This is a genomic window from Ruegeria sp. AP7, assembly GCF_056539905.1.
The window spans coordinates 40,031-64,578 of the sequence record NZ_JBQFVT010000016.1 but is presented as its reverse complement, the minus strand read 5'-3'; the positions used below and the strand labels follow the sequence as shown (position 1 = coordinate 64,578).

At 56.3% G+C, this 24,548-nt stretch carries 29 protein-coding genes; 14 read left to right on the top strand and 15 right to left on the bottom strand.

From position 1 onward, the window contains the following. The first annotated feature begins 12 nt into the window (after positions 1–12). Positions 13–888 carry a hypothetical protein gene (locus ACR0KN_RS20300; protein ID WP_480656077.1) on the top strand — a complete coding sequence of 292 codons (876 nt, stop codon included), beginning with the start codon at positions 13–15 and terminating at the stop codon, positions 886–888. A gap of 10 nt (positions 889–898) precedes the next feature. Here the strand turns inward: ACR0KN_RS20300 and ACR0KN_RS20295 are convergent, their stop codons facing one another. Next, positions 899–1,165: a DUF2312 domain-containing protein gene (locus ACR0KN_RS20295; protein ID WP_170686114.1), complete on the bottom strand. Its 267-nt coding sequence runs from the start codon at positions 1,163–1,165 to the stop codon at positions 899–901. Between the two features lie 147 nt (positions 1,166–1,312). Here ACR0KN_RS20295 and ACR0KN_RS20290 point away from each other — a divergent pair, with 147 nt between their 5' ends. After that, the gene (locus tag ACR0KN_RS20290; RefSeq protein ID WP_010443249.1) at positions 1,313–1,531 is read left to right on the top strand and encodes a hypothetical protein; all 219 of its coding nucleotides are present in this window, start codon (positions 1,313–1,315) and stop codon (positions 1,529–1,531) included. A gap of 9 nt (positions 1,532–1,540) precedes the next feature. Here ACR0KN_RS20290 and ACR0KN_RS20285 read toward each other — a convergent pair whose 3' ends face one another. Then, positions 1,541–1,756: a hypothetical protein gene (locus ACR0KN_RS20285; protein ID WP_010443250.1), complete on the bottom strand. Its 216-nt coding sequence runs from the start codon at positions 1,754–1,756 to the stop codon at positions 1,541–1,543. A 242-nt stretch (positions 1,757–1,998) separates the two neighbouring features. On the opposite strand from ACR0KN_RS20285, the gene ACR0KN_RS20280 reads away from it, so the two are divergent. The 4 genes from ACR0KN_RS20280 to ACR0KN_RS20265 are packed head-to-tail and all read left to right on the top strand — an operon-like array spanning position 1,999 to position 4,187. After that, positions 1,999–2,862: an MBL fold metallo-hydrolase gene (locus ACR0KN_RS20280; protein WP_170775067.1), complete on the top strand. Its 864-nt coding sequence runs from the start codon at positions 1,999–2,001 to the stop codon at positions 2,860–2,862. A 27-nt stretch (positions 2,863–2,889) separates the two neighbouring features. Beyond that, entirely contained in the window at positions 2,890–3,318 is a 429-nt protein-coding gene (locus ACR0KN_RS20275) for a YeeE/YedE family protein (protein WP_260022869.1), read from the top strand. Next, the gene (locus ACR0KN_RS20270; RefSeq protein ID WP_010443253.1) at positions 3,318–3,749 is read left to right on the top strand and encodes a DUF6691 family protein; all 432 of its coding nucleotides are present in this window, start codon (positions 3,318–3,320) and stop codon (positions 3,747–3,749) included. Before ACR0KN_RS20275 ends, ACR0KN_RS20270 begins: the two co-directional genes overlap by 1 nt. 9 nt (positions 3,750–3,758) lie before the next feature. Next, positions 3,759–4,187 (top strand): TIGR01244 family sulfur transferase, encoded by a 429-nt coding sequence (locus tag ACR0KN_RS20265; RefSeq protein WP_170543264.1) that lies wholly within the window; start codon positions 3,759–3,761, stop codon positions 4,185–4,187. 5 nt (positions 4,188–4,192) lie between these two features. Here the strand turns inward: ACR0KN_RS20265 and ACR0KN_RS20260 are convergent, their stop codons facing one another. The 6 genes from ACR0KN_RS20260 to ACR0KN_RS20235 form a co-directional block, all read right to left on the bottom strand. Beyond that, complete coding sequence (locus ACR0KN_RS20260) at positions 4,193–4,468, bottom strand: hypothetical protein (RefSeq protein ID WP_480656074.1); 276 nt, start codon at positions 4,466–4,468, stop codon at positions 4,193–4,195. Beyond that, a complete protein-coding gene (locus tag ACR0KN_RS20255) occupies positions 4,450–5,286 on the bottom strand; it encodes a FliM/FliN family flagellar motor C-terminal domain-containing protein (RefSeq protein ID WP_480656072.1) in 837 nt (278 codons plus the stop codon). The genes ACR0KN_RS20260 and ACR0KN_RS20255 overlap by 19 nt, the downstream gene beginning before the upstream one ends. A 77-nt stretch (positions 5,287–5,363) precedes the next feature. Beyond that, positions 5,364–8,045 carry an ATP-binding protein gene (locus tag ACR0KN_RS20250; protein ID WP_480656070.1) on the bottom strand — a complete coding sequence of 894 codons (2,682 nt, stop codon included), beginning with the start codon at positions 8,043–8,045 and terminating at the stop codon, positions 5,364–5,366. After that, positions 8,033–8,353 (bottom strand): hypothetical protein, encoded by a 321-nt coding sequence (locus ACR0KN_RS20245; protein WP_480656068.1) that lies wholly within the window; start codon positions 8,351–8,353, stop codon positions 8,033–8,035. Before ACR0KN_RS20245 ends, ACR0KN_RS20250 begins: the two co-directional genes overlap by 13 nt. Beyond that, positions 8,350–8,730, bottom strand: coding sequence for a response regulator transcription factor (locus tag ACR0KN_RS20240; protein ID WP_480656066.1), 381 nt, complete (start codon positions 8,728–8,730; stop codon positions 8,350–8,352). Before ACR0KN_RS20240 ends, ACR0KN_RS20245 begins: the two co-directional genes overlap by 4 nt. A 78-nt stretch (positions 8,731–8,808) precedes the next feature. Beyond that, positions 8,809–10,104, bottom strand: a complete 1,296-nt coding sequence (locus ACR0KN_RS20235; RefSeq protein WP_480656064.1) for a short-chain fatty acyl-CoA regulator family protein — start codon at positions 10,102–10,104, stop codon at positions 8,809–8,811. A 176-nt stretch (positions 10,105–10,280) separates the two neighbouring features. Here ACR0KN_RS20235 and ACR0KN_RS20230 point away from each other — a divergent pair, with 176 nt between their 5' ends. From ACR0KN_RS20230 to aat, 4 genes are all read left to right on the top strand, one after another. Continuing rightward, the gene (locus tag ACR0KN_RS20230; RefSeq protein WP_010443260.1) at positions 10,281–10,817 is read left to right on the top strand and encodes a helix-turn-helix domain-containing protein; all 537 of its coding nucleotides are present in this window, start codon (positions 10,281–10,283) and stop codon (positions 10,815–10,817) included. A 150-nt stretch (positions 10,818–10,967) separates the two neighbouring features. Beyond that, a complete protein-coding gene (gene accB / locus ACR0KN_RS20225) occupies positions 10,968–11,465 on the top strand; it encodes an acetyl-CoA carboxylase biotin carboxyl carrier protein (RefSeq protein WP_170775088.1) in 498 nt (165 codons plus the stop codon). Positions 11,466–11,474: 9 nt separating this feature from the next. Next, positions 11,475–12,824 carry an acetyl-CoA carboxylase biotin carboxylase subunit gene (gene accC / locus ACR0KN_RS20220; RefSeq protein WP_039534085.1) on the top strand — a complete coding sequence of 450 codons (1,350 nt, stop codon included), beginning with the start codon at positions 11,475–11,477 and terminating at the stop codon, positions 12,822–12,824. Positions 12,825–12,872: 48 nt separating this feature from the next. After that, positions 12,873–13,505 (top strand): leucyl/phenylalanyl-tRNA--protein transferase, encoded by a 633-nt coding sequence (aat, locus tag ACR0KN_RS20215; RefSeq protein WP_170476656.1) that lies wholly within the window; start codon positions 12,873–12,875, stop codon positions 13,503–13,505. On the opposite strand, the gene ACR0KN_RS20210 is transcribed toward aat, so the two are convergent. From ACR0KN_RS20210 to ACR0KN_RS20185, 6 genes are all read right to left on the bottom strand, one after another. Next, entirely contained in the window at positions 13,469–13,828 is a 360-nt protein-coding gene (locus tag ACR0KN_RS20210) for a DUF2155 domain-containing protein (protein WP_170775094.1), read from the bottom strand. The two genes, aat and ACR0KN_RS20210, sit on opposite strands and share 37 nt — an antisense overlap. Continuing rightward, positions 13,825–14,277 (bottom strand): outer membrane lipid asymmetry maintenance protein MlaD, encoded by a 453-nt coding sequence (gene mlaD, locus ACR0KN_RS20205; RefSeq protein WP_010443265.1) that lies wholly within the window; start codon positions 14,275–14,277, stop codon positions 13,825–13,827. Before mlaD ends, ACR0KN_RS20210 begins: the two co-directional genes overlap by 4 nt. Before the next feature lie 3 nt (positions 14,278–14,280). Beyond that, on the bottom strand, positions 14,281–14,664 hold the full coding sequence (locus tag ACR0KN_RS20200; RefSeq protein WP_010443266.1) for an NADH:ubiquinone oxidoreductase subunit NDUFA12: 384 nt from the start codon (positions 14,662–14,664) through the stop codon (positions 14,281–14,283). 79 nt (positions 14,665–14,743) lie between these two features. After that, a complete protein-coding gene (locus ACR0KN_RS20195; protein WP_480656060.1) occupies positions 14,744–15,106 on the bottom strand; it encodes a RidA family protein in 363 nt (120 codons plus the stop codon). Between the two features lie 192 nt (positions 15,107–15,298). Beyond that, entirely contained in the window at positions 15,299–16,564 is a 1,266-nt protein-coding gene (gene clpX, locus ACR0KN_RS20190) for an ATP-dependent Clp protease ATP-binding subunit ClpX (RefSeq protein WP_170685905.1), read from the bottom strand. A gap of 135 nt (positions 16,565–16,699) precedes the next feature. Beyond that, the gene (locus ACR0KN_RS20185; protein WP_010443269.1) at positions 16,700–17,332 is read right to left on the bottom strand and encodes an ATP-dependent Clp protease proteolytic subunit; all 633 of its coding nucleotides are present in this window, start codon (positions 17,330–17,332) and stop codon (positions 16,700–16,702) included. A 295-nt stretch (positions 17,333–17,627) separates the two neighbouring features. On the opposite strand from ACR0KN_RS20185, the gene ACR0KN_RS20180 reads away from it, so the two are divergent. The 4 genes from ACR0KN_RS20180 to ACR0KN_RS20165 all read left to right on the top strand — a co-directional run bounded on the left by ACR0KN_RS20180 (position 17,628) and on the right by ACR0KN_RS20165 (position 20,935). Continuing rightward, positions 17,628–17,969 carry an ArsR/SmtB family transcription factor gene (locus ACR0KN_RS20180; protein ID WP_480656057.1) on the top strand — a complete coding sequence of 114 codons (342 nt, stop codon included), beginning with the start codon at positions 17,628–17,630 and terminating at the stop codon, positions 17,967–17,969. 188 nt (positions 17,970–18,157) lie between these two features. Continuing rightward, the gene (locus ACR0KN_RS20175; RefSeq protein ID WP_010443271.1) at positions 18,158–18,295 is read left to right on the top strand and encodes an entericidin A/B family lipoprotein; all 138 of its coding nucleotides are present in this window, start codon (positions 18,158–18,160) and stop codon (positions 18,293–18,295) included. Positions 18,296–19,671: 1,376 nt separating this feature from the next. Beyond that, positions 19,672–19,884 (top strand): hypothetical protein, encoded by a 213-nt coding sequence (locus tag ACR0KN_RS20170; protein WP_170476667.1) that lies wholly within the window; start codon positions 19,672–19,674, stop codon positions 19,882–19,884. Between the two features lie 241 nt (positions 19,885–20,125). Continuing rightward, complete coding sequence (locus ACR0KN_RS20165; protein WP_480656055.1) at positions 20,126–20,935, top strand: hypothetical protein; 810 nt, start codon at positions 20,126–20,128, stop codon at positions 20,933–20,935. Between the two features lie 469 nt (positions 20,936–21,404). Here the strand turns inward: ACR0KN_RS20165 and ACR0KN_RS20160 are convergent, their stop codons facing one another. Further along, complete coding sequence (locus tag ACR0KN_RS20160; protein ID WP_480656053.1) at positions 21,405–24,545, bottom strand: efflux RND transporter permease subunit; 3,141 nt, start codon at positions 24,543–24,545, stop codon at positions 21,405–21,407. Positions 24,546–24,548: the final 3 nt, after the last annotated feature.

Here is a 24,548-nt window from a genome sequence, read left to right as displayed (position 1 = left end):
GACAATTCCAATATGCAGATGGTCATCCAAGCCGGAGTACACTTTACCGACCACGACCCGCTGCTCAATCTGCTTCAAGCGAACGCACAGCTTGTCGCTGAGAGCCATGCGGCATTTTGGGGGATGCGTCCGTTCAGAAAGATCTTTCGGCCAGCTCTGAAGCCTGCGGCTGACCGCCCTTCGCACCAAGATACGCGGGCAAGGTTTCAGAAATTAATGCCTCAGGGGCAAAAGGTTGATCGAGCGATCCTGTCAAGTGCGCTGTATCTTGGTGAACGGGCATCGATCATCATGGATGGGCAGTTCTATGCGAATGCGGGTCAAAGGATGTCCTATATGGACCACCTGTTCAGCGATTCGTCAGTCGAACTGTTTGTGGGGCTGCGCAATCCCGGCAGCTTTATTCCGAAGGTATTGATGTTGCTATCGGCCCCCGAGCGCGAACATATAGTTGCGACGACCGATCTGAGTCGCCTGAGTTGGCTTGCGATGATTGAGGACATTCGCGATCTTGCTCCAGACGTCAAGATCACCTTGTGGAGTAACGAGGATTCTCCTCTGATCCTTGGTGACATTGCGCGCGCACTTGTCGGACTACCCGCGGACACGCAGCTTGATCAGGAATACGCGCTGCTGTCCTCGCTCATCTCGGATCTGGGAAAGCAGGAGCTGAAGGGGTTGAGGGAACAACAACGCCCACCCAACGATCCCATTCTCAGAGGAAGGTTAGCACAGATCTTTCAGCAGCATGCGCTGACAGAGGCGATCGAGGAAGAGGTGGAACTGCCCGGCTGGAGCGAAGACATTATCGCGGCGTTTACCGAACTTTATGAGCAGGATCTAGCACGGCTTCGGACCATGCCAGATCTCCGTTTTTTGGACCCGTAAGCGGCTGAAGTTACATCCCCAGCGCTTCTTTGTACATTTCAAGAACCGCTTCTTCCTCGGCAATATCGTCCTTATCGCGCTTGCGCAGGGCGACGACCTTGCGCATGACTTTGGTATCGTAGCCACGGGCTTTGGCCTCGGCCATGACTTCTTTCTGCTGGTCGGCAATATCTTTCTTTTCGGCTTCAAGACGCTCGAAACGCTCGATGAACTGGCGCAGTTCGCCTGCGGTCACTCGGTAATTTGCTGCGGCCTGATCTTCAGTGATGTCTTCCATCTGCGTCTCTCCCAAGGGCTGAAAATAAGCAGCCGGATACATCGGCACCGACCCGATCGCAAGCAGACAATCCATACGGCGGGCTTGTCTGAATGGCATCGATCCGCTAAGCGCGACGACGGGTTCAAAGGGTGAGCGTAAACAACTATGTTCGACATTATCGTCTGGGGCGGTGCCGCCCTGTCCATGGCCGGGCTGATCGGTCTGGTTTGGTGCATCTTGCGGGTGATGAAAGCGCGCAAAGCTAACCTGACCGATGAGGAACTCCGCGCTGCAGTTCAGGGCGTATTACCCTGGAATCTTGCATCCCTTTTCCTGTCGGTTCTGGGGTTGATGATGGTTATCCTCGGAATTTCTTTTAGTTAACCGAACAGATCACACGGGCATATTGTCGAACCGCGCCTCTAACGCATCTTCGCACAGCGCTGCATCCAGCCGCCGCAAGCGCGAAGGTATCTGAACACGCTGCGCGCGCATTTTATCCAGAACCTGACTGACACGGGGCTGAAGAGCCAGCCGAGTCTCCAAGCATGCACCATGTAGCCTTTCTTCCAGCCGTTCCGCCTCCGTATAAAGATCCTGAGCAGTCATTTGCATCCTCCCATACAGTGCCAGTCTGCCTGATATAGGTAACAATATTAAGACCAGCACGAGACCGGGCCAAAACACCGCGGAATCTTGCCTGTGAGGGCCAAATACCGTCAATATGACCTTGGTCGCCCAAAACATATGCTCAATTCGCGAGATTTGCTTTGACAGACATCAATTCGTGATTTGGCACTTTAATCACATTCCAGTATTGATATATGAGTTAGAGCCGAACGGAGGATCCCATGACGCCAATAGTGAAAGCTTTTTTTGACCCTCAGACCTTCACCGTCTCATATGTGGTGCAGGAGCCCGAAGGACAGGCCTGTGCCATCATCGACAGCGTTCTGGATTTTGATCACGCCTCGGGGCGCACTGACACCAGTTCGGCCGATCAAATTGTCGAATATGTGACCGACAACGGGTTGAAGGTGGAATGGATACTGGAAAGCCATGTCCATGCCGACCACCTGTCAGCAGCGCCCTATCTGCAGGAAAAGCTAGGGGGAAAAATCGGGATCGGTGAGAATATCGTAGTCGTGCAGGACACATTCGGCAAAGTGTTCAACGAAGGAACCGAGTTCCAGCGTGATGGCAGCCAATTCGATGCTCTGTTTACGGAAGGGGCCAGCTTTCACATCGGCCAGATGCGCGGGGACGTCCTGCATACGCCGGGTCATACTCCGGCCTGCATGACCTATGTGATCGGCGACGCAGCATTCGTTGGCGATACATTGTTCATGCCGGATTTTGGAACCGCACGCTGCGATTTCCCGGGCGGATCTTCGGAGGATCTATTTGCCTCAATCCAAAAGATTTTAGCATTGCCCGACGAAACACGGGTATTCGTAGGGCATGACTATAAGGCACCCGGACGAGATGAATTTGCCTGGGAAACGACGGTAGGCGAACAGAAGGCGTTGAATGTCCATATCGGACAAGGCCGAAGCGTTGAGGAATTTGTCGAGATGCGCGATGCGCGGGATGCGACCTTGGCAATGCCACGTCTGATTTTACCCTCTCTGCAGGTCAATATGCGGGCCGGTCAGATGCCACCGGCGGATGAACAAGGTGATGTTTTCATGAAAATTCCGGTCAACAAGCTTTGACACGGAATATCGGGTGAGGAACTAGAAATGAATGTGGAGTGGATGTGGGGTCTTGCGGGTGGCCTGCTGATCGGGCTGGGTGCCGCTGTATATCTTCTGTGCAATGGTCGGATCATGGGAGCCAGTGGCATTCTTGGCGGATTGGTTGAGCGCAGCGACCGCAGTGCAATGACGGAACGTTTAGCCTTTGTTATTGGGCTGATCGGGATACCTTTCTTGCTACGCCCCTTGATTGCACCACAGACTCAGACTCATCTGACCCCGGATTTAGCAATTGTGATCCTGGCCGGGTTATTGGTCGGTGTGGGCACGCGGATTGCAAATGGTTGCACCTCGGGTCACGGCGTCTGCGGGATTTCTCGCTTCTCCCTGCGCGGGATTGTCGCCACGGTTTTCTATATCCTTGCTGGCGGGTTAACGGTCGTTCTGTTTCGCCAAGTTCTGGGGGTGATCTGATGCGCTCAGTATTTGCTTTTCTCGCCGGAGGTTTGTTTGGCACCGGGCTGTTGATCTCAGGCATGACCAACACCACCAAGGTGCAGGGATGGCTGGATGTGTTCGGCAACTGGGACCCGACGCTGGCCTTTGTCATGGGCGGGGCGATCCTGCCCATGTTGGTGGCGTGGCAAATGACCCGGAACCGAACGCCGCTGGTAGGTGGCAAATTTCCTGCTCCACCTCGTGTTGAGCTGGATCGTCGGCTGATCGTTGGTTCTGTTCTGTTCGGGGTTGGCTGGGGGTTGGCAGGTCTGTGCCCTGGCCCGGCGATGGCCTCGCTCAGTTATGGTGGTGTTGGCGGAATTGTGTTCCTAATCGCAATGATTGCGGGCATGTTGGCCGCGCCAAAGCTGGGTGCACAACTGGACAGGATGGCTGACGCGGCCTAATCAGTTGTCATGGAGATTCGACCGATTACCCCCCGCTATGCTGTCTCACCCCAGATCACGGTTGAGGATGTGCCAGCCATCGCCAAGGCAGGTTTCGTCAAGGTGATTTGCAATCGTCCTAATACGGAGGTGCCGCCAGATCAGCAGTCTGATGCCATCGGGCAGGCCGTGCGCGAGGCCGGAATGGAATACGAGGTATTGGAGCTGACGCACCAGACTATGACGCCAGAGAATGTCGCCCTGCAGCGCGATCTGGCCGAAAGCTGCAGCGGGCCTGTCCTGGCCTATTGCGCATCCGGTACCCGTTGCTCCGTTGTTTGGGCGCTGGGACAGTGCAACCGGCTAAGCACGGATGAAATTCTGGACGCGACGGGTAAGGCTGGCTATGCGCTCGACGGACTTCGCCCAGCGCTGGAGCAGTTGCGCGCACAGGACTAAGCCACCTAGTACGGCCCATCGCCCTCAGGCGCTGGTAGTCCAGCAAGATGTGAAATCTCGGCAACGCGTTGGTCAGGATTCGATGGCAAAATATCATCCGGGTTAAGCTGAGTATCATTCATTGCCTGTTCGCTGGTCACAATTTCTTCGTCCAGCAACGCTGACTTTTCGTCATCGTCCAGTTTGGAAACTGGGCCAGACTTGTGAGCCAGAAAGGACTGTTCGTCCGTCGTTGGCAATGTCGCGACCGGATTGTGTTCATTTATCCGAACCGCGCGCATCCCACCGCATTGCCCCAACCGACCAATCGCCATACGGCACGGTCGATTGACAGAACTTCAACCCGATCCACACGCGCGCCTAGCAACGGAAGGACGTCGCCAACTGTCAACTCTGACAGAGCAGTCAACGGCAGTGAAATACGGCTTATTAAAGCGTTCAGTTCAGCGCGCATCACGCCGGATGCCTGATCGAGGTTCTTACCCGCGAGACTGTTTTCCGCCTCCTGCTCCGCATCAGACAGAGGTCGGTCAGGCAACAACACGCAAACTTCCCCCTGTCGGCTACCGCCAGCCAACTCGACTGTCAGATCGAATACACGATATGCCTCATCCACCAGCGCCAGTGTCAGGCTGCGCCGATCTTCAGCCCGCGATGTGAACTCAAACCCCGACAGGCTGGCCATATCCGCCGCGGATTCGACCAGCTTCTGCGCCCGGCCCAGCAAATCCTCGATCAAGGGGGCGACCATGGCGGCGTCAGTGTCCGTAAACATTCGCTCCGACGGTGGATCAGAGGTGACAATTGCGATCGTCTGCTGCTGAATCACGGCCGACACGCATCCCGGGTCCAGACATACTGCCGCCATGCTACCTTGATCCGAGCCAAAGAGCAGCATCAACCAACCCTGTTTCAATCGCGCGGTCGCGTCCTCCTGCGCACGCAACGCCTGTTTGGCCCCGATGACTGCCAGCGCTAGCCCCATGCCATCACCTGTCGCCCGCGCCAAACCAAGCCGCAGGGCACGTAGAATTGAACGGAGCGTATCAACTTCACCCTGCCTCGCCGATAGTTTGCGTGCCAATGCTGATTTGGTCATCGCCCCGCTCTGCCGTCTTAGAATACACCTAGGAATTGTGTAACCCGCAGATCGTTACAAATATCTTTATGACATCCTCATTGCGCGGCCTGCCGATAAGCAAGTGGCAGACTCACACGGAAGGCGGCTCCTGCCTGCCCGGGCAAATAGGCGACTTCGCCCCCTAGGCGCTGCATGATCTCGCGACAAATCGCCAAACCCAACCCGGCCCCACCTGCCTTGTCCGAGCCAACGCGGGCAAATTTCTCGAACACCAGCGATTGCGCCTCGGTCGGGATGCCGCCGCCATTGTCGATGAAATCAATCACCACCTGCCCGCCAACGTCATGGGCCGATATCGTCAGCACCGGCTCATCAGCGTCGCAGTATTTCTGAGCATTCGAGATCAAATTAATGAAGACCTGCCCCAGCCGATCCAGATCAGTGTAGAGCGGGATGCGTTCGTTGGCGCGCACCCGCCGCAAACCAATCTTGCGATCACTGCCTGCCAGAGCACTTGAGACTGCGCGATCCAATACCTCATTCAGCGTTGCGTCATCCATATTCAGGCTGACCTGCCCGCTTTCCAGGACACTCAAATCCAGCAGATCGTCCAGCAGCCGGGTCAGACGCAGCGACTCGTCATGAATGATCGCAGCATAGCGGGTCTGCTCTTCTGCGCTCAGGCCCTCGGCGTCGCGCAGGATTTCGGAAAATGCGCGGATCGAGGTCATCGGCGTGCGCAATTCGTGGCTGACCTGACTGAGAAAGGCGTCTTTCTGCTTTGATACTTGGGTGAGCTTGGCGTTGGCCTCCCTTAACTGGCGCGCAGTGCGGCTGAGTTCAGCCGATTTCGCTTCGAGCTGGCTGGAATATTCCAGCATCTGAGCGGATTCGTCGGCTACGGCCAGCAGGTCCTCGACCGAAACAGACGCACCACCCACGATCTGACCAATCATCGCATGGGCGGTTGCGGCACCGACCGAACCGCTGAGTTCACGTTCCAGCCGTTCCAGAAACTGCGGAGTTGGTTCGGGAAGACGCCCAGGCCGGCCATTCTGCCGTTCCGCTTCGGCCTGAAAGAATTCCTGCGCGGGTATGGTGCCCAAAATCCGCTGGGTCATGATCATTAGATCTTCGCTTTGCGCGACTGACCCGGTCCAGCCGCGCGCCGAAACCGAGTGGTCGAAGACATTGACGAATTGTGCACCCTGCAGGCGTTCCAGCGGGCTTGGGAAGCTGAGCATCGAAGCGACGCAGAAGGCGATTGTGTTCAGTGACAGCGACCACATGACTGTATGCACCATCGGATCAATTCCTTCGATCCCAAAGAGCGCTTGCGGGCGTAGCCAGCCCCAGCCGAAAGGTCCGTTTTCGATCACCGACGCCGGGATGATACCACCTTCCATGCCGGGCAGCAGCAGAGTATAAATCCACAGGAAGAACCCAACACTGAGCCCCACCAACGCCCCGGTTCTGGTCGCACCGCGCCAGAACAAACCACCCACCAGAGCGGGCAGGATCTGAGAGATCCCGGCAAAGGCCACCAGACCGATTGAAGCCAGTGCAGCCCCGCCACCTGACAAGCTGTAGTAGAAATAGCCCAGTGCCATGATCACAGCGATCGAGACACGGCGGGCCATCAGAACGATGGTCCGGACATCACCGGATACCGACGCGGTGCCTTCCTGCGTATTCAGCCAGATCGGCATGACCAAGTGGTTCGAGACCATGGTCGACAGCGCCATGGCCGTGACAATCACCATCGACGTAGCCGAGGAGAACCCGCCGATGAAGGACAGCATCGCCAGCCAGTCATTGCCCTGCGACAGCGGCACGGTCAGCACAAACAGGTCCGGGTTCGATCCCTCAGGCATCAGGTCCAGCCCGACCACCGCGATCGGCACCACAAATAGGCTCATAAGCAGCAGATAAAGCGGAAAGGCCCAGGCTGCAGTGCGCAGATGGCCTTCGTCATCATTCTCGACCACCATGACCTGAAACATCCTTGGAAGGCAGACAAAAGCCGCTGCCGAGAGGAAGATGAAAGTGGTCCAGCGCCCGGCATCCACATGCCACTGACCAATCTCAGACGCGTCGATCTGGTCCATCATCGGCCCCAGCCCCCCCGCGACGCCCCAGACGACAAAGATACCAACCGCCAGCAGAGCAAAGAGTTTAACAACTGATTCCAAGGCAATAGCCGTGACAACGCCGTGGTGGCGCTCGTTTGCGTCCAGATTGCGAGTACCGAAGAGGATCGCAAAGACCGCCAGACCGGCAGCGACCCAGAACACGCTGGATCCCTCGCGGTAAAGGCCGGTTGGATCAGCCTCGGCAAAGATCGAAAAGGACAGCGTGATCGACTGCAATTGCAGCGCGATGTACGGCGTGCCACCCAGCACCGCCAAGATCGTCACGCAAACCGCCAGGGTGTTGGACTTGCCGTAACGCGACGAGATCAAGTCAGCGATGGAGGTCACGCGCTGGCTGCGTCCGATACGAACCAACTTGCGCAGGCCCCACCACCAGCTGATCATTACCAGAGTTGGACCCAAATAGATGGTCACAAATTCCAGCCCAGAACGCGCGGCGTTGCCGACCGCGCCATAGAATGTCCAGGCGGTGCAATAGATCGACAGAGACAGCGTATAGATCAGCGGGGACCGAAGCCATTTCCCACCTCCGCGTGCCGCAACCCGATCAGCGGTAAAGGCCACGCCGAACAGCAGCACCACGTAGCCCAGACAGACCAGGATCAGGACATTCAGTGTCGCCATGATTCGGCCCCGGGCTCGGCGTTCTCGCGTGCTGCCATACGCCTAGCAGCAATGCCAAAGACCACACTGATCAGAATCAGAACCCCCCAGCAGGCAAAGATGTAGAACATGGCTGAGGAAAGCGACAACGCCTCGGCACTTTCACTTTCATCAGGCCACAGAAGCGGTAGCGCAAGCAGGGCGGCCCCCAGAAATGGCAGCAGTCGCGCCGCATCAGCCAGTCTGCGCCGACGATAACCCTGCCGCTCGAGAAACAGAGACGGTCGGGCCGGCGAGGGCCGGTCTTTGCCGTCGTCCGGGGAATTCATGACTGTGACGCCTGCGCATGCAGGTCACGCACCGCGGTCAAAACCTCGGTATTCGAGAACGGCTTGGTCATGAAACGACTAACCCCGGCCTGTTCGGCCATCTCCCGGTCACGGGATTGCCCGCGTGCGGTCAGCATCAGGACGGGCAATGCCTTCATCTCCTCATGCTCGCGCAGATCACGCAGCACATCCATTCCGCTTTTACCCGGCAACATCACATCCAGAATCACCAAATCGGGCTGAGCGGACAGTATTACCTGCACCGCGTCCGTTCCCTCGGCATGCGTTTCAACCTGCCACCCTTCACGCGTCAGCAAAAAACGGATCGCCTCGGTGATATTGGGTTCATCCTCGATCAACAGAACCTTACGGCTCATATTTGTACTTCCTCCCCAGGACCGGTTGCACGTCCGGCCACCTGTCCAGACCAGCTTAAGCGCAGCGTCACGAAACTGTCAAAACCCTTCGCTCAAGATCGACGGTTCCCGACGTGCGCCGCAATCTCGTTTGGGGCAAATCCGACAACTGACCCCGACTTGCGCCGCGTTCTCCGTCGGCCGCACGGTGTCTTCAACCGGCAGCACCAACATGACCGAACGGTAGACCGGCTCGGCTCCGAACGCCTCGGCCGGTTGGGGGGAGGCGATGGCGAAACATTCAAACTGGGCGGCGGTGCGGCCAAGCTGCACGACGCGCTTGCGGATCGGCACCAGAGGGCGGTTTAGCGCCGTGAACAAAGGCCAGAGCGGGCACGCCTCGCCATGGCGCGGCAGGGCAAAGCCCGGCGCAGGCTTATAGAAAAGAACGCTGCCCGAGGCGTCGCAGATCACCAGCCCTGTAGGACGTGCCAGCGTGCCTTCGGGCAGAAAGGCCAACCGTCGCAGCACCGTAACCAAATCCACCGAAAATGCTGCCGCGAGGGCCAGCGGGTCAGGATCTGACGCGTCAAGCGCGGAGCGCACCTGATCCAACGGCATGGCCAGCGCATCAGCTCCGTAAAGGGTCAGCAAGCCCGAGGCTACGGCGTTGGCGGCGGAGGACTCGAGCCCATCCAGCAGCGCATCGGTTAATTCCCCTCCGGCTTCGAGTTCCGGGAAATGATATCCCTGTTCAGCAAAAAAGGCCTCGACCGCATCAAGGGGGATGCCACGCAGATCGCGTTGCCCGTCACTGTCATCAAGATAGGCCACAAGCGCTTTGGAGCTTTCAGCCAGCCGCTCGGCATCCTGATGCAGATTGCGATGGAAGCGGTCGCGCCATTCGGCCTCGATCTCTCCGGGTTCGGCCAGAATCGCGGCGGTTGAGCGGATGGCGGCAGCGGTCGACAGCACCTCATGCATCGAAGCGGCCAGATGTGGGTCATGTGTCAAACGATCCGAAAGGGTTTCGACTGTACGTTCCAACGTCACTACGCGGCGATGCATCTGTGCCAGAACGCCAGACCAGCCGGGAAAGCGTCCGGCGAATTCTTCGAGCCCGTCAACCTCGGCCTTTTGACCAACCGCATCTGCCGCCGCCTCGCGCAGGGCTGAGATGAGCGTATCTTCTATCCCTTGCGTCAGCAGCGATGGTTCCACTGACAATGCCGCCGCAATATCAATCAGAAGCTTGCCACCAATGCGGCGGCGATTGTGTTCGATAAGGTTCAGATACGATGCCGAAATCCCCACCTGCCGCGCCAGTTCCGCCTGTCGCAACCCCGAGATTTGCCGCCTTTCGCGTATCCGGCTGCCGGTAAGGGTATCTCGCATCTTGTTTGTATCCTTGACGACTGCAAACAGATTTGCAGAATAACTGCATGATTTTTAACTCTTGGCGAAGAATTATCAAAGAAGATTTACAGCTTTGACAACGGCCACAGAAAGAAACCCACCCTTTCGCGCCGCCTGCTCTTCTAATTCAACGCAATACCCGTCACGATAAGTACATGAGCGATCCCGCCTTCGAATACGCCCCAATCGGCCTTGTTGAGCTTGAGAACCGGATCATCCGGCGGTGCAATCTGCAATTTGCGCGGACCTTTGGCGGGGATGAAGCTGATTACCGCAACATGCCCTTGCTACATCTTTATCCCTCGGTCGCCGACTGGGAGCGGATTGGAGCACGAAGCCTGCAAGTGATGCGCGACACCGGGTACTATACGGATGAACGAGTTATGCGGAGGCGCGACGGGGACCTGTTTTGGTGCCGCGCACGAGGGCGGTCCCTTACGCCCGACGATCCGTTTCGTCACGGGATATGGAGCTTTTCGGATATCTCGGAAGAACGCCCACTTGTGCAATTGACCACCCGCGAACGCGAAGTCGCCATCCTGTCCTGCCGCGGCCTGTCTGCAAAAGAAATCGGAGTGGAGTTGGGGCTGAGTTATCGCACAATCGAGGCCTATCGCGCTCGTCTTCTAGAGAAATATGGCGCTCGAAAGCTGCCCGAGTTGGTGGCAAAACTGTCAGGGACGCCGCTGTAATTGCAGCGCCCCTCGAACTTGAAGCGAAAACCCCTATTTAACGGGCGCAGTCGACGCTTTTCATGGGCGTCTGCATAGCTTATAACCCTGCGTAATCAGACCAAGCCCGCAGGGAACAGACGGGCCATAGGGGAACCTTCGAGGACACTCATGACAGATACCAAACACGAAGCGGATGTCGCGTTTATCAAGGCACTGGCCGAACTGCTGCGCGAAAACGACCTGACCGAACTGCAGGTCAAACGCGAATATGGCGATGACGACAGCCTGAATGTCCGCGTCAGCCGTATGTCGCAGACTGTTGCCGCTCCGGTTCAGGTGGCGGTTCCTGCGGCAGCACCCGCAGCCGCACCTGCTGCTGCACCCGCACCAGCCGCAGAGGCGCCTGCTGCGATGGACGATCCCGCCAGCCACCCCGGCGCAGTGACTTCGCCCATGGTCGGCACCGTTTACATGCAGCCCGAACCGGGCGCGCCTGCATTTATCTCGATTGGTGCGTCGGTATCCGAAGGCGACACGCTGCTGATCGTCGAAGCCATGAAGACTATGAACCACATCCACGCACCCAAGTCGGGCACCATCAAGCGCATTCTGGTCGGCGATGGTGATGCCGTGGAATTCGGCACGCCTCTGGTCATCGTTGAGTAAGGCGGGCCCATGTTCGACAAAATCCTGATTGCCAACCGAGGCGAGATCGCCCTGCGCGTGATCCGTGCTGCCCGCGAGATGGGGATCAAGACGGTCGCCGTGCATTCAACCGCCGACAGCGACGCGATGCATGTGCGTATGGCCGACGAATCGGTCTGCATTGGCCCACCGCCCAGCCCGCAAAGCTATCTGTCCGTGCCCGCGATCATCTCGGCCTGTGAAATCACCGGCGCGCAGGCGATCCATCCTGGCTATGGCTTCCTGTCCGAGAATGCCGAATTTGTGCAGATCGTCGAAGATCACGGCATCACCTTCATCGGACCCACCGCGGAACATATTCGCGTCATGGGCGATAAGATTACCGCCAAGGACACGATGAAGGAACTGGGCGTGCCTTGCGTTCCCGGCTCCGATGGCGGCGTTCCCACACTGGAAGATGCCAAGCGCATCGGCGAAGAGTTCGGCTATCCCGTCATCATCAAAGCCACCGCCGGCGGCGGCGGTCGCGGCATGAAAGTCGCAATGACCGCAGATGAGATGGAAAGCGCCTTCATGACCGCGCGCGCCGAAGGCAAAGCCGCCTTTGGCAATGACGAGGTCTATATCGAGAAATACCTGACCACGCCGCGCCACATCGAGATTCAAGTTTTCGGTGACGGCAAGGGCAAGGCGGTTCATCTGGGCGAGCGCGACTGCTCGCTGCAGCGTCGCCACCAGAAAGTGTTCGAAGAGGCCCCCGGCCCATGCATCACCCCTGAAGAACGCGCCAAGATCGGTAAGGTTTGCGCCGACGCGGTGGCCAAGATCAACTATATCGGCGCTGGCACCATCGAGTTCCTCTATGAGAATGGCGAGTTCTACTTCATCGAGATGAATACCCGTCTGCAGGTGGAACATCCGGTGACCGAAGGCATCTTTGGCGTCGATCTGGTACGAGAGCAGATCCTTGTCGCCGCTGGTGAGGACATGTCGTTCGGTCAGGACGATTTGGAGATCAACGGTCACGCCATTGAGGTTCGTATCAACGCGGAAAAACTGCCGAACTTCTCGCCTTGCCCCGGTAAGATCACGGCCTATCACGCGCCGGGTGGTCTGGGTGTGCGGATGGATTCGGCGCTCTATGATGGCTACTCGATCCCGCCGTATTACGACTCGCTGATCGCAAAGCTGATCGTGCAAGGCCGCGACCGAGCTGAAGCATTGGCCCGTCTGGAACGCGCATTGGGAGAGCTAATCGTCGACGGCATCGACACTACCGTGCCGCTGTTTCATGCGCTGTTACAGGAACCTGACCTGCATAGCGGTGACTACAACATCCACTGGCTGGAGCACTGGCTTGCGGAGAACATGGCCCAATAAGAAAACGGGATCAGAGGGCTACGGCCCTCTGGTCCCGGGGCACCCGGCATGAGCCTTTCCCCTGAACTTCTGCTGCATGGCTACTCCATCGGCATCTTTCCGATGGCAGAGCACCGCGATGACCCCGAGCTGTTCTGGGTCGATCCGAAGATTCGCGGCGTGTTCCCGCTGGATGGCTTTCACATCTCACGCAGTCTGGCGCGTCGCTTGCGGACGTGTGGGTTCACGATAAGCATCAATCGCGATTTTGCGGGCGTGGTGGATGGCTGCGCCGACCGATCGGAAACCTGGATCAATCCTGAACTGCGCCGCCTGTATCAGGAACTACATCGGGCAGGCCGCGCGCATTCCCTCGAAGTCTGGGAGGGTGCTTCGCTGATTGGCGGGGTCTATGGTGTGGTTCTGGGCGCAGCCTTTTTTGGCGAAAGCATGTTTTCGCGCCGCACGGACGCATCGAAGATCGCACTTGCCTATCTGGTGGATCGGTTGCGCCAAACCGGGTTCACGCTGTTCGATACGCAGTTTTTGACCGCGCATCTGGCCTCATTGGGCGCGATCGAAATCCCGCGTGCAGTTTATCACAGCGAGTTGAAACAAGCGATTGATCTAAAAGCGGATTTCACCACTGATCTGCAGCAGACGCCTCAGGGTGTGATACAGCGGATCACCCAGACATCGTAACGCGCATGGTCCAGCGCGTTCAGCGCGGGTGAGGTCGCGATCATCCAGCCATCAAATAACTGCTGCGCCTTGCCCTGTTCCCAGATAGTCAGATAGGCAAAGGCGTCGCCTGTGGGGTTGTCAGCCGGGTAGCGGCAATCGCCCAGTGCAACGTCCAACCCGAACACGGTCGCCGTCTGTCCGTTCTGAACCTCGATATCCAAGGTCTGCCCGCTAACCTTATCCAGCCCGCGCAGCATGGCGCCCGGACCGGATTCTACCTTTTGCTGTGCAGCCGCAGCAGTCACGGTGACCAGCAGCGCAGCGAGGGCCGCACGGATCATTCGCTGCCGTCCCCTGCAACAAACTTGACCAACAATGAGATCAGGCTGACCGCGCCCTGCGTGTCCTCGATCTCATCACCCGGCTCAAAATAGAACGGAGAACCGCCGGGCATCACCTCAACAAAATTGCCTCCCAGCAAACCTTCTGAGGAAATCACAACTGCGCTGTCATCCGGGATCAAAATGCCATCCGCCACAGAAAATTGTGTATCGGCACGGTAGGTGTCAGAATTCAGTGTAACGCCCGTTACTGTACCGATTTTCACACCGGCTAGGCGCACATCAGTTCCAACGCCGACACCTTCAAGAGAGCGAAAAGACGCGCCCAGCTCGTATCCTGCGCTGGACTGGGACAGGCCAGTGGACTGGCTGGCATAGACGCCAAAAGCAATGGCGCAGGCCAGCACGGCACCGCCGACAATAACTTCTGTCTTGGTATGAGCTGACATTGCTTATTCCGGGCTCCACGCCTCGTAATCCGAGCGCTCTACCGGATCAGCACGGCGCAGCGACCCTGCCGGAGCATAGGCCAGCGCGGTTCCAGTCAGGTTTTCCTGATGCGGTTTCTCCCAGGATTTGTGGGCCAGAGGTTTGTCGGTTGGCGGTTCATCCCAAGTGCGATGCAGCCATCCATGCCAATCAGGGTCGATCCGGCTGGCCTCGGCCTCACCATTGAAAATCACCCAACGTTTGCTGTCGTCTGCGTTACGATAGAACACGTTGCCTTCATCGTCTTCACCGACCTTGATCCCTTTGCGCGCAGTGTAGAACTGCGTGTTCAGGGTGGCTCCGTTCCACCAGGTCACGGCCCGCAATAGACTGTTCAGGATTCCCATCGGCTGCCTCCGGCATTTCTGTCCCCGAAGATATGGACCAAAGGCACGCTGAGGTCCAGTGCCACCGGGCTCGCCTGCGTCATTCCGGCAGAATAGCGGTAACTTCAATTTCAATCCGATATTTCGGATCGATCAACCCGCATTCAATCATCGTGGCTGCAGGAGGGTTCGCGCCAAACCTCTCGGCCAAAACAGGCCAGCAAGGCTCGAACTCGGTGCGATCCGGCAACATATATGTGACGCGCACAACGTCTGAGAATGATGAACCAGCCTCGATAAGCGCATTTTCGATAATCGACAGAGCTGAGCGACATTGGTCAACCACCGTGTCCCCCTGACCTACAGTCCCTGCGACATGAACCCAGCCTCTAGTGACAACTGCGCGGCAATAGCCAGCCTTGGCCTCGAATTCGCCGCCAGAAGATATCCGTTTGATTGCCATGGTCGCCTACTAAAATTGCCTCAATGACCTCAAAGCCGATTCAATGCGAGGCTCTGCCTCGCGCTCCGAAGTATTTATAGCCAGATGAAGCAGGGGTCCGCTCTTCATCTGGCTATAGATACTTCGGGGAAGTCGCCCAATGGCGACGGGGACAGAGCCCCCTAACCAGTGCCGCGGGCAAGCAGCCTCGGCTCAACCAGCGGAAGCAGATTCAGCTGTGTCAGCGTAGATGATCAGCGGTTGCGACTCTGACGTCACCGCCTCTTCGTTGACCACAACTTCGGTCACATTCTTCATGCCCGGCAGCTCGAACATCGTATCCAGCAGGATATCTTCGAGGATCGAGCGCAAGCCACGTGCGCCGGTTTTGCGTTCAATAGCCTTCTTGGCGATGGCTTTCAGCGCATCATCGGTGAAGGCCAGATCGGCATCTTCCAGCTCGAACAGGCGCTGGTATTGCTTGACCAGAGCGTTTTTCGGGCTGGTCAGGATAGTGACCAGAGCATCTTCGTCCAGATCTTCGAGCGTTGCCAGAACCGGCAGACGGCCAACAAATTCAGGGATCAGGCCAAACTTCAGCAGATCCTCGGGTTCAAGATCCTTGAAAATCTCGCCCACACCGCGTTCGTCATTGTCGCGGACATCAGCCCCAAAGCCCATAGCCGAGCCCTTGCCGCGCTGCGCAATGATCTTGTCGAGGCCTGCAAAGGCACCACCACAGATAAACAGGATATTTGTGGTATCCACCTGCAAGAATTCCTGCTGAGGATGCTTACGGCCACCCTGCGGCGGAACGCTGGCCACGGTGCCTTCCATCAGCTTCAGCAGCGCCTGCTGCACACCCTCACCCGAGACATCGCGAGTGATCGATGGATTCTCGGACTTACGAGTGATCTTGTCGACTTCGTCGATATAGACGATGCCGCGTTGTGCGCGTTCGACATTGTATTCGCTGGCTTGCAGCAGCTTGAGAATGATGTTTTCGACATCCTCACCCACGTAGCCGGCTTCCGTCAGCGTGGTTGCGTCCGCCATCGTAAAGGGCACGTCCAGAATCCGTGCCAGCGTTTGCGCCAGCAAGGTCTTTCCGCAACCGGTGGGACCGATCAACAGGATGTTGGATTTGGCAAGCTCGATATCACTGCCCGCTTTCTGGGCGTGATTCAGACGCTTGTAGTGGTTGTGTACCGCAACCGATAGAACCCGCTTGGCGGTGGCCTGACCGATCACATAATCATCCAACACTTCGCAGATATCTTTGGGCGTTGGCACGCCGTCCGAGGATTTCAGGCCGCTGGCCTTTGTCTCTTCACGGATGATGTCCATGCACAGCTCGACACATTCGTCGCAGATGAACACTGTCGGGCCTGCGATCAGCTTACGCACCTCATGCTGGCTTTTGCCGCAAAAGCTGCAATAGAGCGTGTTCTTGCCGTCACCGCCTGAATTCGTCGCCATGCTTTACCCCTCGGGCTCCGTCTCAGCAGCCCGTCTCGGGGCCGCGCTTGCCGTATATGCCTGCAGCTTAGGCCAGCCCTCTGGCAGCTACAATCTCAAAATCAATACTCACGCCTGACGCGCGCGGATTTGAACCTAGGCGTCGTCGCCGTCCATTTTGGCGCGGTTCTCGACGATCTCGTCGATGTGACCCCACTCCTTGGCCTCTTCCGGGCTCATGAAATTGTCGCGATCCAGAGCCTTTTCAACCGCCTTTTTTGTCTGACCCGTATGACGAACATAGATATCATACAGGCGATCCTTCAGCTTTTGAGTCTCTGCTGCGTGAATCATAATGTCGCTGGCTTGACCCTGATATCCACCGCTGGGCTGATGCACCATGATCCGGCTGTTGGGCAGAGAAAACCGCATTCCCTTCTCGCCACCAGCCAAAAGAACGGACCCCATCGAAGCCGCCTGACCGATCACCAATGTAGAACATTTCGGCTTGATATACTGCATTGTGTCGTAAATCGACAAACCGCTGGTGACCACGCCACCGGGCGAATTGATGTAGATCGAGATTTCCTTGTTCGGGTTTTCCGCCTCGAGATGCAGCAGCTGAGCGACGACCAGATGGCTCATTCCATCGTGGATCGGTCCGTTGATGAAAATAATTCGCTCTTTCAGAAGGCGCGAGAAAATATCATACGCGCGTTCGCCCCGGCTGGTCTGCTCGACGACCATGGGGACGAGAGTGTTCATATATGTTTCAACTGGATCGAACATTCGGAACCTGCCTGCTTTGCGATGGATCGGGACTTTACCCGAAGAAGAGTTACCCGAGTCTTAGTGCTGCTGTTGGGGGGCTGCAAGGGGGGCTAAGCGTGCCGAGGAATTCCTTCGGTTTCCGAAACTCCTCTAAGAGAGGTCTGGCAAACCATCAGGAATATACTATATAACATCACATTATTTTGATCCATGCATATAGTGATACATGCCTAGTAATTGTACCAATTGCACTTTCAACCTAGTAACTTCAGACAATCTCGAACTTGGGCGAATATAATCGAGGAACACGATCATGGCTTTGCCGCAAATGACCGAAGATATGTCACAGTCCGAACTTGAGCGGATGGTTGAAAACGCAACCCGTGCGTCGAATTTTCTCAAGGCGATCAGCCACGAAGGGCGTTTAATGATCCTGTGCCACCTTGTTTCCGGCGAGAAATCCGTGACCGAGTTAGAGCGGCTGCTGTCGGCCCGGCAGGCGGCCGTCTCACAGCAATTGTCACGCCTCAGATTGGAGGGGCTTGTCGTTCCCAGACGGGAGGGCAAGACAATCTACTACCGATTAGCGGACGAAAGACCCGCGCGGATACTTGAGGTGGTGTACGAGCAGTTCTGTAGTCCGGAAGCAGGCTAATCCCTGTAAATCTGGCTAAAATCCATGGTGTAACTGGAAACGGGCCCAAGGCCTTCTCCGTAGTCTTGAGGTCGCATTTACGCGCCGTTCGCTATACGAGCGATGTAAGCGAAGGAGCATTTAAAATCTGTGGCTCTGATACATAAAAGCTGCTACCCAATTCGAAACAAGCACTTATGGAGCAATCGATGATCCGAGCAATTCTAATTGGCCTGGCCCTATTCACACTTACCGCTTGCGAAACCGCAAAGGGTGCGGGCAAAGACATCGAAAATGCAGGCGATGCTATCCAGAACGCGGCTGAGGACGTTCAGGAAAACATCTGATTGCGACGGGATGTTGCGGTTTAGCAACGCCAAATCCGCAAGATGTAGTTGCCAGACCCAAACAACAGGCGTAGTGTCGTCCGCACAGGTGCATAGACGCGGCATTGCATTTCTGACACTTCTACGGGGTTCTTTTGCGCAAGCAAAAGAACCCCGTTCCGTTCCGGAGGTTTGTGCGTGGTAGCCTGTATGAACCTTAAGTTCTAAAAAAGGAAAAGGCGCCAGGTGCTCAGACGCGGTCTTTGCATGCATCCTTACGGACACTCCTGACGCCTTGCCGGTTCGAACCGCCCGAGGGGCGTCCCGATCCAGTTGCCTCTGCCCCCGAAGAGGCGTTGGCGACTGCCACACGCGCTGTGTCGCGTCGCAGCCCGCGCAGACCTTCTGAGAAGCTGACCACCTAATCCGAACCGAAGCCCAGTTTATCTGATCCACTACCGGTAAACCATTGCAACCAAGAACAAATCCTAAAACCTGCCTTTGTCGCCGTGGCCCCCTTGGCCTTTGCGTCCAGCCCCTGTTCCGAAGATCAGAAGCCGTATCCAGACTTTTGCATCAGGACCCTGTTCGGGCAAGAAAATAGCACTGCAGCATGAAAATTAGACGGGGATAAACTGTTGATATCCGGCGGGAGATAAATGTGGATAACCTGAGAATTTGCGTCATGACACGGGCTTGGACGCAGACAAATTAAAAAGCGTGCTACGAGCCAGATATCACCCAGTTTCTGCACCTGCGAAGGTTCTGAGCGTTGTTCTTAGGGTGCAGTACCAAAGGAATCGGTATTCTGAACCCCGATTTTTCGAATCGAAGAACCAATGATTCCCTAGCGCACGTGACAATTCCATTCACTTGCGATCCTCAGGACGAGTTGGCATGCCGGATTAACGTAACCCCATCTGATTGCGCGCAAACGCATTGGTGAAATCACCTCTTCCGAAATCGGCCAAGTGTTCATCATTTCTAATGCGCTTTTGGGCAGCCCTGTATTGCGCAAATACTTTTTGTATTCTGTAAACTAATGCGCATGGCACTTGTTTCGCATTGGGATCCGACACGAGTAGGCATTCACTTGAACTGCCACCAATCGCCAATGTCACAAAAGTGCCAAAAACACGGCAGTGCATTGGCGTTTCTTGTTAAGACCGAAACGTCATAGGCTGTGAAATGGGCTGCAAACGGAGGAACCAATCATTATACGAACAATCGTACTCGCGCTTGTGGCAAGCGTCATTGCAAACCCTTCTTTAGCAACGTTTCTTGTGTCCTGCGAAGCGCCTGATGAGTCAGGCGTTGCGGTAGCATTTGGCTTCGGATCCGTACCCGGCCTTGCGATTGTCAGCGCGATTATCCACGCGGATGGACAGGAATGGAGCATGACAGAGACAGAAGGTGCGCTGCCCCTTGTTTTGGCTCAGGGGGCTGCGGAGAACACGCACACGTTGCTGGATTTCGCCGATCCTGAGTTTGACCGCATTGTTGCATCAGTGCGGCTGATAACGGCTGTTGAAGGAGACGACCAAATCACCGTTGGCACGCTCAAGATCCCGGAGGTCGGGGTCTTTCCGCTGGTCTGTGAAGGACCATGACCCCCATCTTCGCTAGAAACGTGTGGGCGGGCACGGGGAGAAAACCAATGCCCCCGCCCTAGTGAATGAACATCCAGTAATAGCTTCATTTTCCGTTTTTTAGCGATCTCAGCCCACACCTGGCCTATAGATATGAGGTTAACTCCCGGGACATGTTCAGAAGTGGCATTTTCTAGCTACATTCCAGACTACGCCCGCCCGGCAACCTTCTAACGGCCGTGCCACCGCAGGAGACAGTCGCATGATCCAAGAAATACATCGACCCGGAGATCCAGTAGCTGACATTCTCTTCAATTGGCTTCCATTTCTTGGGATGGTTGCGCTCGGCGTAGTAGGATTGGTCATCACCGCGCAGGGCTATCGGCACTATCTGAATTCGACATATTTGAAGCGAGCCGGTCGATCTGGGCAGGCGCGTGTGACCGACAAATGGGTCAAGAAGGGCCACGTTGGTCGCGACGAACGGAATCGCACCAAACCTTCGAAACGTCACTTTTTGCGCTTCCAACTTTTGGATGACCCGCGCGCATTTTCCCTAAAAGAAGTCGCTCCGATAGACCTTTGGAACGCGGTCGAGGTCGGCGACATTGTCGACGTGCTCTATCACCCGCAGCGGCGCTTGATGCGCCTTGCTGCCTGGACGAACTACAGCGGGACAAACGCAGGTGCAGCCCAGATGGCAATTGGTGCGGTCATGCTGTCAGCAGCCGTCGCTTCTGTTTCAGAAGGCGCAGTCTCGGCTTTGCGAAGTCCTGAGCAGCGCATTGCTGGCGAAAAATGGGTTCGTAGCAAGGCAGAGGTTTTGAACATGGGCAAGCCCGCGGATCCGTATCTGCGCATGTTTGCTCCAGGGTCCCGGATGATCCGCGTCGTGTTCGGAGAAACCCATGGAGGCGCATTCTTAGGGAATGAGCGCATTATCCATGTCACTCCAGCAGAAATCGAGACTTACGACATCGACGAAGGCGCGATCCTAGTTGCCTGGATGGACCCGGAGAATGAATTCAATGCTGTTCTGGACCTTGAGCAGCGTGACACAGATTTGCGTTGATTGTTTTGGATCGAATTGTACGGCGACAAATACACTCAGATGGTGGGTTTGTCCCGGATTGTGTCATTGATCGCGGTTGCAAAGAAAGTGCAGTCTTGATTCTGCAAAAGTCGAAGTACTGAATGACCAAATTTGCAACGCGAGCATCGACATCGCTTTGTGTCTACCGCATATGAAAACATGCTGCGACAGCGCTCTCTGAATTTCAAAAGTCTAGAAGCTCCGTGAGTTGCACGTTGATGATTGATCTGATGCTGCGTTGTGGATGAATGTCGGCAATGTGGGCTGCGACCGTAGCATACGAATTGGCTGGTGAATGTTTCTTTTCGGCCGTGTGATCGGGTGTTAAATTCGATATAAAAGTTAATTTGAATAATACATAATGATGAAAAGAGCCGCATGAGAACTTGGTTTTCAAAAAGTGGCTCAGCCGTAACTCGGATTGCTAAATCCTGCTTTTCCGAACGTTCTAAACGGCGTTTTCGCCACCTCCCTCATTCATTTTGCCATGTACTTTCTCCCTGAACCGCTGCGCGATGATGTAAAGGGGCGGGATGACAAATATGCCCACAAGAGCAGCTGCGATCATCCCTCCGAAAACCGGCGTACCTACACCTCTGCGGGCGAGCATAGAGGCACCGTCGGCCACAATCAGCGGGTAGAGTCCGGCAATAAATGCAAAGCTGGTCATCATAACCGCGCGAAAACGCGCACGGGCGCCCTGAATGGCTGCATCCACGGCGTTCAGACCTTGCCGGTACCGATCCATTGCGAATTCGACGATCAAAATTGCATTTTTGGCGGCAAGCGCTATCAGGACCACCAATCCGATCTGGGCGTAGAGGTTGTTCTGGAGACCCAGCAACAGCAGCGCACCCAACGCACCGCACACCGCAAAGGTGACCGAGAAAAGGACCGCAAGCGGTATCGTCCAACTCTCGTAAAGCGCAACAAGGAAGAGATATGCGAACAGCAAAGCAAGCCCCAGAACAATAGGTGTCTTTCCGGCGGCCTTAATCTCTTGCTGCGCGGTTCCGGTCCAATCGTAGCTGTAGCCTTCTGGCAGAGTCTGGGCTGCAATTTCTTCCATCCCCGCGATGGCCTCGCCCATTGATACGCCCGGAGACGGTCCACCGTTTATGGTGACGGCCCGAAAATTATTGTAGCGGGCGAGCAATTGCGGGCCCAGAATGAGTTCTACCTTCGCCACGGCGCGCACTGGCACCATATCTCCGTCGTGATTTCGGACATGAATACGAGCAATATCTCCGACATTGGCCCGGTATTTCTCATCTGCTTGTAAGTTGACCTGCCACGTCCGACCGAACAGGTTCATGTCATTCACGTGATACCCGCCCAAAGTGACCTGCATGGCCCGGAACAGGTCGTCGACATCCACGCCAAGCGTCTGCAGCCTTTTACGATCGAGATCGAGATTCAGTTTTGGCGACTGCGCAGAGAATGTCGTGTAAACGCCCGACAACCGTGGGTCGGCGTTGGCGGTTGTGACGAACCCCGCCGCAGTTGCACCAAGATCTGAAACGCTGTCGCCATGCAAGTCCAAAAGCTCGAACTCGAACCCGGCACCAGTGCCCAGACCAAGGATCGGGGGCAGATTGAAAGGAAAGGCAATGGCGTCTTCCAAACCGGCAAACTCGCGCCGGACATGCCGGATCGAGGATCTTACGGATAAGGCGGGATCGGTTCGATCTTCAAACGGTTGCATGATCGCGATGCCAAACCCACTGTTCGACTTGTTCAGGCCGTCGACAAAGCTGAAGCCTGTGACTGTCATGACATCCTGCACGCCCGGCGCGGATTTGATGATGGTCGAAACGTCCTCCATCACTTTGGATGTGCGATTGATCGAGGCGCCTTCGGGTAGCGCGACTTCAACGAAATAGGCCCCTTGATCTTCGACGGGAAGAAACCCGGAAGGTGTGGTCTTAAACAGCCATCCTGCGCCAAAAAGTGCAAAACCGAGCAGTAAAACAGCCAGGATTGTCCGTCGGGCGAGGATTGAGACCGCATAGGCATAGCCATCGCGCGCGTTGTCTATGCGGCGCGATATCCAGGCCAGCGGTCCACGCCTGGGGGCGCTCTCACGGCGCAGCAGCACCGCGCACAGGGCCGGGCTGAGTGTCAGGGCGTTCAAAGCAGAAATAAGCATTGAAAAGGAAACAGCCACAGCGAATTGTTGGAACATCGTTCCCGTAATGCCGGGAATGAATGCAACCGGTACAAACACCGACAGCAGCACACAGGTTATGGCCAAAATGGGGGCCGTAATCTGTTTCATTGCCTCGCCGGTGGCTTCGGCCACGGTCATCTCAGGGTTTTCGCCCATCACCTTTTCGACGTTTTCGATCACCACGATCGCATCGTCCACCACGATGCCAATCGCAAGTACCAGCGCCAGCAACGAAACGGAGTTGAGTGAAAACCCCAAAGCCAGAATGAACGCCAGCGCACCAATTAGCGAAACCGGAACCGCGATAAGCGGGATCAGCGCCATCCGCAGATTGCCCAGAAACAAGAAGACCACGATCACCACCAAGGCAAACGCTTGCACCAGAGTTTTCACAACTTCATCGATACTGGCGCGGACGAAGGTCACCGAGTTGTAGGGCACACTCCAGTTAACCCCATCGGGAAAGGCGCTCTGCAATCCAGTCAGCGCCTTTTTTATGGCCTCTGATGTGTCCAGGGCATTCGCGCCTGGCTCAAGGTAGACACCGATCATTGCGGCTGGCTTATTGTCAAAAGAAGAAAAGGAATCCCGGGTCTTTGCCCCAAGATCTACTCGTGCGATATCACTGATCAGAACGAATGAGCCGTCTGGACGAGCCCGCACGACAATCTCTTCGAACTCTGAGACAGTGCTCAACCGGCCTTGCGTCTGAATACTCAGCTGAAAGGTCGGGTCATTTGTCATCGGCTGCGCACCGACGCGCCCCACCGCTGCCTGAACGTTTTGCGCATTCAGCGCGGCAATCACATCGTCGACGGTAACCGAAAGACTGGTCATCTTGTCGATGTCGAGCCAGATGCGCATGGAGTAATCAAGCGCCCCGAACAGCGTCGCATCCCCTACCCCGGGTGATCTTTTGATGCTGTCCAGAACGTTGATTGTCGCAAAATTCGACAGAAACAATTCGTCGTTCTTCGGGTCGTCCGACGTAATGGCCACGACCTGCAACAGAGCCGAGGACTTCTTTTTGGTGTTGACGCCTGCGCGTGTGACCTCTTCAGGCAATGCGGACATGGCCAGGCTGACACGGTTCTGCACATTGACGGCGTTGATATCGGGGTCCGTTCCAGGCTCGAAAGTGACCTGCAGGTTATAGCTGCCATCCGAACCGCTCGTCGATTCCATATACAGCATGTCACTGACCCCGATCACCTGTTCTTCGATGATCTGGGCAACGGTCGACTCGACAACTTCGGCCCCGGCCCCAGGGTAACTGGTAGTAACCTGAACCTGCGGCGGGACAATGTCGGGCAGTTGCTCCACCGGCAGCTGTGTAATGGAAATCAACCCGGCCAGCGTAATCACCACCGAGATGACAATTGCAAATCTGGGGCGGCGGATAAACAGTTGCGAGATCATGGG